General features: G+C 65.8%; 11 protein-coding genes. 4 read left to right on the top strand and 7 right to left on the bottom strand.

What is annotated here, in order from left to right:
* The first annotated feature begins 15 nt into the window (after positions 1-15).
* Genes QXZ94_RS21190 through QXZ94_RS21180 form a run of 3 tightly spaced genes read left to right on the top strand, consistent with a single transcriptional unit; the run spans position 16 to position 2,993 of the window.
* Positions 16-1,086: an ABC transporter substrate-binding protein gene (locus QXZ94_RS21190; protein WP_315722049.1), complete on the top strand. Its 1,071-nt coding sequence runs from the start codon at positions 16-18 to the stop codon at positions 1,084-1,086.
* Positions 1,083-1,790, top strand: a complete 708-nt coding sequence (locus tag QXZ94_RS21185; RefSeq protein ID WP_315722048.1) for an SDR family oxidoreductase — start codon at positions 1,083-1,085, stop codon at positions 1,788-1,790. The genes QXZ94_RS21190 and QXZ94_RS21185 overlap by 4 nt, the downstream gene beginning before the upstream one ends.
* 33 nt (positions 1,791-1,823) lie before the next feature.
* Positions 1,824-2,993 (top strand): mandelate racemase/muconate lactonizing enzyme family protein, encoded by a 1,170-nt coding sequence (locus tag QXZ94_RS21180; RefSeq protein WP_315722047.1) that lies wholly within the window; start codon positions 1,824-1,826, stop codon positions 2,991-2,993.
* 55 nt (positions 2,994-3,048) lie between these two features.
* Here the strand turns inward: QXZ94_RS21180 and QXZ94_RS21175 are convergent, their stop codons facing one another.
* From QXZ94_RS21175 to QXZ94_RS21155, 5 genes are all read right to left on the bottom strand, one after another.
* A complete protein-coding gene (locus QXZ94_RS21175; protein WP_315722046.1) occupies positions 3,049-4,377 on the bottom strand; it encodes an LLM class flavin-dependent oxidoreductase in 1,329 nt (442 codons plus the stop codon).
* Between the two features lie 61 nt (positions 4,378-4,438).
* Positions 4,439-4,729 carry a hypothetical protein gene (locus QXZ94_RS21170; RefSeq protein WP_315722045.1) on the bottom strand — a complete coding sequence of 97 codons (291 nt, stop codon included), beginning with the start codon at positions 4,727-4,729 and terminating at the stop codon, positions 4,439-4,441.
* A gap of 61 nt (positions 4,730-4,790) precedes the next feature.
* Positions 4,791-6,281: a sodium:solute symporter family transporter gene (locus QXZ94_RS21165; RefSeq protein WP_315722044.1), complete on the bottom strand. Its 1,491-nt coding sequence runs from the start codon at positions 6,279-6,281 to the stop codon at positions 4,791-4,793.
* Between the two features lie 18 nt (positions 6,282-6,299).
* Positions 6,300-6,815: a flavin reductase family protein gene (locus QXZ94_RS21160; RefSeq protein ID WP_315722043.1), complete on the bottom strand. Its 516-nt coding sequence runs from the start codon at positions 6,813-6,815 to the stop codon at positions 6,300-6,302.
* Positions 6,812-7,888, bottom strand: a complete 1,077-nt coding sequence (locus QXZ94_RS21155) for an LLM class flavin-dependent oxidoreductase (RefSeq protein WP_315722042.1) — start codon at positions 7,886-7,888, stop codon at positions 6,812-6,814. The genes QXZ94_RS21160 and QXZ94_RS21155 overlap by 4 nt, the downstream gene beginning before the upstream one ends.
* A gap of 458 nt (positions 7,889-8,346) precedes the next feature.
* On the opposite strand from QXZ94_RS21155, the gene QXZ94_RS21150 reads away from it, so the two are divergent.
* Positions 8,347-9,216: a LysR family transcriptional regulator gene (locus tag QXZ94_RS21150; protein ID WP_315722041.1), complete on the top strand. Its 870-nt coding sequence runs from the start codon at positions 8,347-8,349 to the stop codon at positions 9,214-9,216.
* An 890-nt stretch (positions 9,217-10,106) separates the two neighbouring features.
* Here QXZ94_RS21150 and QXZ94_RS21145 read toward each other — a convergent pair.
* Complete coding sequence (locus QXZ94_RS21145) at positions 10,107-10,487, bottom strand: response regulator (protein WP_172183654.1); 381 nt, start codon at positions 10,485-10,487, stop codon at positions 10,107-10,109.
* Between the two features lie 54 nt (positions 10,488-10,541).
* Positions 10,542-11,399, bottom strand: a complete 858-nt coding sequence (locus QXZ94_RS21140; protein WP_315726421.1) for an MJ0042-type zinc finger domain-containing protein — start codon at positions 11,397-11,399, stop codon at positions 10,542-10,544.
* Between the last annotated feature and the right edge of the window lie 115 nt (positions 11,400-11,514).

The following is an 11,514-nucleotide window of genomic DNA, read 5'->3' as shown; positions in this document are numbered from 1 at the left end:
ACGGGAGGAACGAACATGGTATCGCGCAGGTCATTCCTGAAGGGCAGCGCCGGCGCGGCGCTGCTGATGAGCAGTGCGCCGGCCGGCCTGATGGCGGCTGACGCCAAGAAGCTCCGCTTCGGCGTCGGGCTCAAGGCGCTCAACGCCACCGTCATCAATTGCGTGATCGGCGAGGCGCTCGGCTACAACGCGCAGGAGGGCTTTTCGCTCGACGTCCAGGCGCTCGGCACCAACGCCAACGTCCAGGTCGCGACCGATCGCGGCACGGTGGCGATTGGTGTCGGCGTGCCCTCGACGGCGCTGCCGCTGCTCGCCAAGGGCGAATGGGGCGGCGCCAAAATGTTCTATCAGTACACCTACCCCTACAAATGGGACATCGCCGTTCCGCCGGGCTCGGCGCTGAAGAGCTACACGGATCTGAAGGGCAGGAAGATCGGCGTCTCCGATTTCGGCGCCACCGAATATCCGGTGACCAAGAACGTGCTGAAGGCGCTCGGCCTCGATCCGGAGAAGGATGTGAGCTTCGTCGCGGTCGGCAACGGCACGCCGGCGGGCGTCGCCCTGCAGCGCGGCGTCATCGATGCGCTCGCTTATTTCGACACCGGCTTCGGCCAGATCGAGGCCGCCGGCATCGAGCTCGCCTATCTGCCGCGGCCGACCACCATCCCGATGGTCGGCGGCCAGTTCCTGATGGCGATGCCGGTAACGTTCGAGAAGGAGCGCGATCTGCTGATCGGCTTCGGCCGTTCGGTGTGCAAGGCCTCGCAGTTCCTGATCGCCAATCCCGCAGCCGGCGCCAGGGCGTTCCTCAAGCTCTATCCCGAGACGGCGCCGCGGGGCGCCAGCGAGGACGAGGCGGTCAAGGCCGTGCTGCAGTCGATCAGTCGCCGCATCAAGCTGTACACACCGCCCTATGCCGACACCAAGATGGGCGCGATCAACGAGCAGGAGTTCCGCACGGAAGCCGCGATGAACGGGCTCGACATCAAGGACTACAATGCGCTCTACACCAATGAGCTGATCGAGACGATCAACAATTTCGATGCGGTGAAGGTCAAGGCCGAGGCGGCTGCGTACAAGGGATGACGGCAGAGCATCACGACAGCGGCTCCGGTCTCCGCCATGCGGTGGTGACCGGAACCAGTTCGGGCATCGGCCGCGCCATTGCCGAGCACCTGTTGGCCAGCGGATGGCGCGTGACCGGCATCGATCGCGCCCCATCGGCGGTGACGCAGGCGGGCTTCGTCGGCTTGCAGGCCGACCTCGGCGACTCCCATGCGTTGGCTGCGCGCCTTGCCGACATCGGCGCGGTGACCGCGCTCGTTCACGCCGCCGGCTACATGCGCGTCGGCCGGCTCGGCGAGCTCGCGCCCGACAATGGCGAGGGCATGTGGCGCGTCCATGTGGCTGCGGCGGAGGCGCTGGGCAATGCGCTGGCGCCTCGCATGGGCGAGGGCGGCCGCATCGTGCTGATCGGCAGCCGCACCGCCAATGGCGCGGCGGGACGTAGTCAATATGCCGCGACCAAGGCGGCGCTCGCGGGCCTCGCGCGCTCCTGGGCGATCGAGCTGGCGCCGCGCCGCATCACCGTCAACGTCATCGCGCCGGCGGCCACCGACACGCCGTTCCTGCGCGATCCCGGCCGCGCCGGCACCGCGCCGGTGCTGCCGCCGATGGGCCGTTTCGTCGATCCCGCGGAAGTCGCCGCGCTGACCGCCTTCCTGCTGTCGGGCGAGGCGGGCGCCATCACCGGACAGACCATCACCATTTGCGCCGGCGCTTCGCTCTAGGGGCAGCGCGCGACCACGATCAGGAGAAGACCCATGACCATCCGCATCGTCGACGTCCGCGAGGTGACGAAGCCGATCTCGTCGCCGATCCGCAACGCCTATATCGACTTCACCAAGATGACGTCGAGCCTCGTCGCGGTCATCACCAATGTCGTACGCGACGGGCGCCCCGTCGTCGGCTATGGCTTCAACTCCAACGGCCGCTACGGCCAGGGCGGCCTGATCCGCGAGCGGTTTCGCGCACGCCTGCTGGAGGCCGATCCGGCCTCGCTGCTGGATGCCACGAAGGACAACATCGATCCCGACAAGGCCTGGGCGGCGATGATGAGCAACGAAAAGCCCGGCGGTCACGGCGAGCGGTCGGTCGCGGTCGGCACGCTCGACATGGCGATCTGGGACGCGGTCGCCAAGATCGCGGACAAGCCGCTGTTCCGCCTGCTCGCAGAGCGTCACGACCGCAAGGCCGATCCGCGCGTCTTCGTCTACGCCGCCGGCGGCTACTACTATCCCGGCAAGGATCTCTCGGCCCTGCGCCGCGAGATGCGCGGTTATCTCGATCGCGGCTACAACGTCGTGAAGATGAAGATCGGCGGCGCGCCGATCGACGAGGACCGCGCGCGCATCGAGGCCGTGCTCGAGGAGATCGGTCCGACCAACCAGCTCGCCGTCGACGCCAATGGCCGCTTCGATCTGGAGACCGCGATCGCCTACGCCAAGATGCTGCGTGACTATCCGCTGTTCTGGTACGAGGAGGCCGGCGATCCGCTCGACTATCATCTGCAGGCGACGCTCGCCGACTACTATCCCGGCCCGATGGCCACCGGGGAGAACCTGTTCAGCCACCAGGATGCGCGCAATCTCATCCGCTATGGCGGCATGCGCCCGGACCGCGACTGGCTGCAGTTCGACTGCGCGCTGTCCTATGGCCTGTGCGAATATCTGCGCACGCTCGACGTGCTCAAGACCCATGGCTGGTCGCCGTCGCGCTGCATCCCGCATGGCGGTCACCAGATGTCGCTCAACATCGCCGCCGGCCTTGGCCTCGGCGGCAATGAGAGCTACCCGGATCTGTTCCAGCCCTATGGCGGCTTCCCCGACGGCGTGAAGGTCATCGACGGCCACATCACCATGCCCGATCTCCCCGGCATCGGCTTCGAGGGCAAGTCGGATCTGTATGCGGAGATGCGCGCCTTGAGCGCGTGAGGCGAAGGCAAGTTTCCGAGCCATGGCCGGGACACCCCGGCCATGGCGGAAGACCTCAATCTCCCAGCAGATTGTCGCGCAAGGTCGAGCCGGTGTATCGCGTCCGGAACCGGCCGCGCCGCTGCAGCTCCGGGACGACGAGGTCGGCGAACTCCTCGAAGCAGCCCGGCGTGTAGGTCGCGGCCAGCATGAAGCCGTCGGCGCCGCCTTCGTCCATGTACTGCTCGATCTGATCGGCGATGTCCTTGGCGGTGCCGACCGCGACCGGCATGCCCATGCCCTGCGCGTAGATCATCGCCGCCTCCTTCACCGTCACCGGCGCGCCGCCCTTGGCGTAGATGATCGACTCGAACAGCCCCTGGATGCCGGGCACCTCGATGTTCTGCACGATCGCGTCGCCGTCGAATTTCGAGAAGTCGAGGCCGAAATGGCCGGACATCCAGGCCAGCGCACCCTCGGGCGGAATGCATTCCTTGATGCGGGCATATTTCTCCTGCGCCTCCGAGCGCGTCTCGGCGACCACCGTCTGCAGGCCATAGATCAGCTTCACCGAGCCGGGCTTGCGGTCGAACTTGCCGGCGAGCCGCTCGTTGAGGTCGGTGGCATACTGCTTCATGCGGTCGACGTTCGGATGCACGGCGAAGATCGCCTCGGCATGTTTGGCGGCGAAGTCGCGCCCCTGGTTGGACGAGCCGGCCTGCCACAGCACGGGACGGCCCTGCGGCGACGGCGCGCAGAAGTGCCGGCCGTGACACTTGTAGTACTTGCCCTCGTGGTTCACGACCTTGATCTTGGCCGGATCGGCATAGATGCCCGAGGCCTTGTCGGCGATGATCGCATCCGGCTCCCAGGAGTCCCACAGCTGGTAGCAGACCTCCATGTACTCCTCGAGCCGGTCGTAGCGGCCGCTGCGCTCGGTCATGGTGTGGCCATAGGCATCCCATTCGCTCTTGGAATAGGACGAGACGATGTTCCAGGCGACGCGGCCGCCCGAAAGATGGTCGAGGCTCGAAAGCCTGCGGCACATCGAATAGGGATGCTCGAACGCCGTCGACAGGGTGACGCCGACGCCGAGATGCTTGGTCGCCGTGGTGATGATCGGCACGATCGTCGACGGCTCGTGGGTCGGGCACTGCACCGCCCATTTCACGATGGCGTCGGAGCTGTCCTCGTGGGTGTTGTAGGGCGCGAGCTCGTCGGCGATGAACATGGCGTCGAACAGCCCGCGCTCCATCGTCCGCGCCATGTGCTGCCAATATTCCGGCCGGGCGAAATCCCAGCCGATCTTGTCCTTGACGTGGCGCCACATGCCGGTGGCGTGGCTGTTGACGCCGTGCTGGATGAATCCCAGAAGATGCGCCTTCTTCTTCGTGGTGGTCGTCATGCAATGCTCTCCTTGCGTCCGGAATTCATCCAGTCCGTCATGAACTTCGGTGGGTGGGTGATCAGGCGCTCTTCCGTTCGACGAAGAAGGCGAGCCCGCATCCAGCCGCCGTCACCAGCGCAAGCAGCGGGCCGGCATAGATCATCGCAGGGGTGAAGCCGACGCCGGCAATGATGACGGCGGACGCGATCACCGAGATTGCTGCCAGCCCACCATAGCCGTAGTCGGGCACGTCGGTCGGCTCGGCCGCGCCGCTGCGATATTCGGCGATGGCGTTCTGCAGGCCGCGCCAGAAGCCCGCGAGGAAGAACAGGGTGACGAGAATGCCGATGATGGTGATCAGGACATACATGGTTTGCTCCTTTAAAATGTCCGAGGAAAGGGCGCGCCGAGGACCAGCGCGCCTCGCGCGGCTATTCGGCCGGGGCTGAGACTTCGTCGCCGACGCGCCGCAGGCCGGCGAGGTCGAAGTCCTTGCCGCCGATCAGACCCGCGATGACGACGGTCAGCCCGCTGATCGCGACGATCGACAGCGTCCCGATCAGCTCGCCGGCGGTGGCGTAGATCGGCATGCCCACGCCGATCGCGAGCGCAATGCCGCCGACGAAGCCGACCATGTTGGTCTTCGGCCACAGGATCGACAGCACCAGCGGCAGCAGCACCGAGGTCTTCAGCGCGTAGGTCGTCAGCACCAGGGTCGTGAAGTCGAGGCCGGAGAGCACGATCAGCGTCGCGATGATGCCGCCGAGCAGCACCGAAAGCTTGGTGATCACGAACAGGCTGCTCTCGGAGGTCTGCGGGAAGTAGCGCTTGACGATGTCGACGGCGACCACGGAGGAGAGCGCGGCGCTGGCGCCGTCGATGGTCGAGTAGCAGGCGGCGAGGATGACCAGCACGTAGAGCAGCACCAGCGTCAGCCCGAGGCCGATATGCGAGACGATGTAGGGACCGACCGCGACGATGTCGCCGCCGAAATCCGCCGGCTTCAGGCCATAGGCGATGCCGACCAGGCCGAGCATGCCGAGGCAGATCGGGATCGGATAGAACAGTGCGCCCGACCACAGGAACACGCGGCCGACGTCGCGGCTCTTGATCGCCCAGACCTTCTGCCAGAACGTCTGGTCCGAGACCGTCGCCGCGAGGAGACCGAAGGCGAGCGTGATGCCGAAGCCCGCGGCGGCGTCGGGACGCAGCACGGAGAGATTGCGCGCATCGGCGGCGCCGGCGGCATTGAACACGGCTTCCGATCCGCCGGGGATCACGGCGTAGACCGCGGCGACCACGATCGCGGCGGGCACGGTGATCATCAGCGTGTTCAGCGTTCCCGTCATCACGCTGGTCCACAGGCCTCCGAAATAGGAGTAGACCAGCACGCAGATGATGCCGACGACGGTTGCGACCTTCCAGTCGATCCCGAACACCGTCGAGACCACCACCGAGGTGCCCTTCAGGTTGATCAGGATCTCCAGGATGATGCCGAAGATCATGGTCACGGTCACGATCGCAGTCGCGACCTTGGAGCGGCTGAAGCGGTACTCGATGAACTCGGAGATGGTGTAGCCCTCCGGCATGTTCTTGCGCAGGATGCGCGCGAACGGAATCATCGCCATGACCGCGAAGCCGTTGGGCACCACGAACCAGAACAGGCCCGACAGGCCCCATTGATAGGTCATCGCGGAGCTCATCATCACCGCCATGGCCCAGGTCCACACCGCGATGACGGAGCCGACGCCGAAGCCGAAGCCGACGCGGCGGTCGGCGATGATGAAGTCGTGGGTGTTGCGAACGAGCAGGGTCTTCACGGCATAGGACAGGGCGAGTGAGAACAGGCCCAATCCGATCATCGACGCATACCCGAGGGTCGGCGTCAGGCTCGGCATCGCGGCAAAGATAGACTTGTCCATTGCGATTTCTCCGGGGTTTCAGGAACTCTGGTGAAGCGTGTGATAGTTGCGGGCGTGGTAGAGCAGCGGCGCGCCGTCGCCGCCCGCGTGGGCCCAGGTCACGTCGCAGAGCACGATGGCGTGGTCGCCGGACGGGATCAGGTCGACGATGGCGGTGCTCAGCTGTCCGAGAGCGCCCGCGATCAGCGGCGCCTGGCCAGCGCCTTCGATCGTCGCCACGTCGTCATAGGAGCCGGGTGCGAGCTTGCTCGCGAAGCGATCGGACAATGCGCGTTGTCCGGCGCTGAGGACGGAAACCCCCACGCTCATGCCGACGCCGAGGCAGGCGTAGCTCTGGCTGCTCTGAGCGACGCAGAACAGCACCCGCGGCGGCTGCAACGAGACTGACGTGACCGAGGTGGCCGTGAAGCCATGGAGCTGTCCGCCGCGCCGGAACGTCACGATGCAGACGCCGGAAGCGAGCTGGCTGAAGACGTCCTTGAAGTCCTGTCTGAGACTGTCAGCGGCAGTCATCGTGGCTTCGAGCGCGCTCATGACATCTGACCTTCGAAGGCGAGTGTGCGATTGTCCCTGAGCGGGCGGATCACCTGCTTCATGAACGGGCCGGCGTCGCGCATCGGGTCGTCGAACTGACAGACGATGCGATCGAGGCCCATGGCCTGCAGCTTGGGGATGCGGTTGCGGATGTCCTCGAACGATCCAATCAAACCGAGCTCGAAGCCGGCATTGGAATCGACCATCTGCTCCTCGCCGAGGGCGGCCCAGGCGGCGGCGCCGGAGCTGCCGATCACCTTGCGGAAGAAGTCGATGGTCTGCGAATTGCGGCGACCGACGACGGTCTTCCAGCGCTGCCTTGCCTGCTCGGTCGTCTCGGTCGCGATCACATAGGCATTCGCGGCGATCAGGATGGTCCGGCCCCAGCTGTTGGCCTCCTGACGCACCGCCTCGATGCGCCGCTTCAGCTCTTCGTCGCCCATGCCATTGAGAAACAGGCAATGGCCCCATTCCGCCGCCATCTGCATGGCGCGGCCGGAGTGGCCGGCGATCCACACCTCTGGCAGGGCGTTCTGGTCCAGGCCATAGGTCGGCGGCTGCTTGAGCTCGACCGGCTGGGCCTCTCCAGGCAGAGCGTCCGTCCCGGCGATCTCGGCAGGCGGCTGAAACAGGCCATAGAGCGTGCGCAGGAATTCGCCGGCGCGGTCGTAACGTCCGTCATGATCCAGCCAGTCGACGCCGGACAGGTCGAACTCCTCCTTCCACCAGCCGCAGACGATGTTCATGCCGAGCCTGCGCTCGGCGATCTTCGATAGCGTGTCGAGCATCCGGGCGACGAGGAACGGCGAGCGGAAGCCGGGCTTGATGGCGCCGCAAAGCCCGACCTTGCTGGTGACGGCGGCGATCGCCGCCAGAATGCTCCAGGCGTCGGCGACGCTCTCGCTCGGGCCATGGATGCAGTTGAGCAGGTTCTCCGAGGCGTAGAGGAAGTCGAACCCGAGCGCTTCGGCCTGCTGGGCGATGGCCAGACAGGCGGCAACGTCAGGGCCGGTCGGTGCGTCCAGCGAACGCAGCCAGCCGCCATAGACGGGAAGCCAGATGCCGAACTCCATCACGCGACCTCGCATGCTGTGAAGGAGGCTCGCGGAGCACCATCATGGATCGGTGCCTCTCGTCGGCTTGTGTCGCAGAAGGTGCAGGCGGCATGTCCTCGCTGTCCTCGCTCGAAAACCTTCGTGCGAAGTAATTAGCAAGCGTCTTGCCAAATCGGGTCTCGCGCAGGCGTCGGACGTCGATGCTGAAAATAGCGGCGTGATTGATCGATAAAGCGTCCTGAAATGCCTGCAGTGAAAGCAGATCGGAACTACTTATTCATTCAGTTCATGCGCACTGAAGTGTATGAATGATGCGGCGCCGCTTTTGATGCTGGTCCCTGCGAGGATGAAACGAATTCATCGAAAGCCATGGGAGTGACTGGTTTGACGGCAGGCCGGCTCGGGAACTGGTTCGAATTTGTCCGTGGGAGCGCATTCGGCGACGCGCCGGATGCCGCCGAGGCCCAGGAGAGTCCATGACCTTCGAGCAAATGAGGATCTTCCTCGAAGCCGCTCATTTCGGCAGCTTCACCCATGCTGCCGAGCGGCTGGGCCTCACGCAGTCGGCGGTCAGCGTCTCGATCAAGAAGCTGGAGGAGAAGCTGGACGTTCCGCTGTTCGACCGTTCCGGGCGCCGGCTGATGCTGACCGAGGCCGGACAGGTGCTGTTGAACGAGGCCGAGCGGATCCTGCGCGACGTCGAGCTGACGATGCGCCGTGTCGAAGGCCGGCGTCCCGTCTCGCCGTCGGCGCTGGTGGCGTGCTCCCCCAGTGCCTACGACTTCTGGATGCCGCATCTTCTGGCGCGGGACCATGGTCCCGGCGCATCCGGTGTCGATCTCGTCCGGGGCAGCGTCAACGAGGTGGCGGCTTATGTCATGCGTGGAACGGCGGATGCGGGGGTGACCAGCGCGATGCCGAGCCACCCGCAGTTCCGCCAGGTCGCCGTGTTCGCCGACCGGCTGGTGCTATGCGCCCATCCCGAACGGGCACAGCATGTGCCGGCCGATATGAGCTGGAAGTCACTGGCCGCGCAGGCGCCCTTGTTGTGGGAGCACGGCGAGCTGACGCCGACGTTGACGGCGGCGCTCGTCTCCCACCGTGTCGAGCCCGAGCGTGTGGCGCATCCCGTCCTCAAGCTGTCGTCGAGCACGGCGGTGATCTCGGCGCTGCTCGGCGGCCACTACATCGGCTTCGTGTCGGACCGCGCCGCGCAGCCGTGGCTGATGTCGGGGCGGCTGGTGCGCATCGGCATGCTGGAGATTCCCGTGCGCTATTGGCTGTTCGGCCTGCGTGAGCACGATATCGACAGGTTTGTGGCGCTGTTCGGTGCGCGCGTGGAATAGCACCGGCTGCGTCCCCGCATGGAGCAAGGGCGACGACACGATTGCCCGACGGGCAATCTGCTCATGACAGCTCTGCGCGAACTGCCCGTCGAGCCAGTTTGCCGCACCTTGCAGGCTTGTGTCGTCGGGCAAATCAGGACGATGTTTCCGCGCATCCCGTCTCACTCGGAAGGGGCGTTGCGCGCGATCGTCACGACACGCGAGGCGGGGATGCGATGGCCGCGAGAGCTCGCAGCATGTCCTTTAGGACGTGCGGACGAACGGGCGCTTGCGGACGGTCAAGTCGCGTCGTCCTGGCCTCCCGACGCTGAGGTCAAGTCTGCGCCGCTGCTGATGCACGGCGTGGATGACGGTGGCCAACAAGCCGGCGCACCGGGGAGACCGCGAAGCAGCCGTAAGCCCATCGCGCAGGGAATGCCGGATGATCGGCTGAACCTGTGGTACCTGCCGCCTGCATTTTCTTTCGCAGGCGGGCCATGGGTGAGGCCTTCACCCGGCATTCCCTGCGCCCTCCGACCTTGAGGAGGGTGACGATGATCAGCACAGCTCGGGCATCACGTGCCGCGGGATCGCGATCACATATCTACGAGATGACATTGAGGACATGAGATGCCCGCCCGGCGTCATTGCGAGCGCAGCGAAGCAATCCAGACTGTCACCGCGGACAGATTCTGGATTGCTTCGCTGCGCGCTGCGCTCGCAATGACGGATGAGAGAGGTGAGGCACCCTCGACGATCATTGGCAAGGCGCGAGCGTAGGTAAGACTCTCATCTGGCGCGCCACCCCCGCCGTCGTCCCGGCGAACGCCGGGACCCAGAACCCCAGGGAGGCGTGATGGCGCACGATGGAGAACCAGCTTTGTATCTCAACGGCCGCGGCGGCGGCCGCCCTAAGCCTTGGCCGGCTTCGACGCCAGCGCATCGGCGACCGCGGTGCGGATGTCGGCGACCGAGAACGGCTTGGTGATCACGTCATGGGCGATCGCGCTGAGATTCGACGCCCGTTCGCGCTGATGCGCAAAGCCGGTCATCAGCAGAATGGTCAGATCGGGAAAGTCGCGCGCCGCCGACAGCGCCAGCGCGATGCCGTCCATGATGGGCATCTGGATGTCGGTGAGCAGCAGGTCGAAGGCGCCGTTCTCGCGGGTGAGGATGTCGAGCGCCTCGGCGCCGTCCTGCGCAGTCACGATGTCATGCCCATCCATCGCAATGGCGCGCGCGACCAGCGTCCGCATCGAATCTTCGTCGTCTGCGATCAGGACGCGCGACATGTCGTTTCGTCTCCGTCTCGTGGGCCCCGCGGGCGACCCACGAGACCGGAATCATCATGCACTGCCGGCGGCCAGGTCGCGCCGGTTGAAGAACCGTATATCGATATTGCGGCCTTCGGGAGGGGGCGAGGCCAGCCGCGACTTGAAGGTCGTGCGCTCCCCCGGCTTGAGCGCCGTCTGCTCGAGCAGCGTATTCCAGGCATAGATCTCCGTGCCCTGCGCGTCACGTACGCTGAAGCGCAGCCGGGGCAGGTCGACCGCCTTCTTGGTGACGCTGACGATGGTGCCTTCGATCACCAGCACCGGTTTGCCGTCGACGGTTTCGGTCGCCACCTTCACGTCCTTGAAGGACAGGCCGCGCAGGTTCACCTCGAGCCCGGCCAGCTTGTAGAACGAGGCCGTCTGCGGCAGCAGGCGGACGACGTCGCCGCGCCACACCACGAGCGCGATCGAGAGTGCCGCCATCGCCGCGGTCAGCGCCGGCAGGTTGAATACCTTCTTGCCGGGGAAGTCCGGCAAGGACGGGAGCTTGATCGATTTGCGGAGGCCTGCGAGGCGCGCGAGCTTGCCCCGCGGTGCCGGCTGATCGCCATCGGCCGCGGCGTCCTCGGAATCCTCGGTGACGGCATCCTCAGGCCATCCGGCGGCAATGGACGGGCTTTCCACCTCGGGGGGCTGCTCGTCGGTGTCCTCCCGGGCGAGGGCTTCCCATTCGTCGGCGGCATCACGCGGCGCCGGGGTCGCGCCGGCCTCGGCCATCGCCGGGATCGGGGCCGGAGCCTCGACCGCATCCTCGGGACGCGCCAGCCAGACCTCCTTGCAACGGGAACAGCGTACGCTGCGGCCGGCCATACCCAGAGTTGCCAGATCGATGGCATAAGACGTCGCACAATGGGGGCAAACGATGAACATCGCGCCTTTTCTCCAACGGCCATTGCCGCTTTGTTTCCGACAGTTCGTGCTACAAGGACCGCCATGTCGACGAACTTCGGAACTCAATCGCGCCATTGGTACATGGCAACCATTA

This window comes from Bradyrhizobium sp. SZCCHNS2022 (assembly GCF_032377575.1).
Taxonomy (GTDB): Bacteria; Pseudomonadota; Alphaproteobacteria; order Rhizobiales; family Xanthobacteraceae; genus Bradyrhizobium; species Bradyrhizobium aeschynomenes.
Note: the sequence above shows the minus strand (reverse complement) of the source record. Positions and strands in the feature narration are given on the sequence as shown.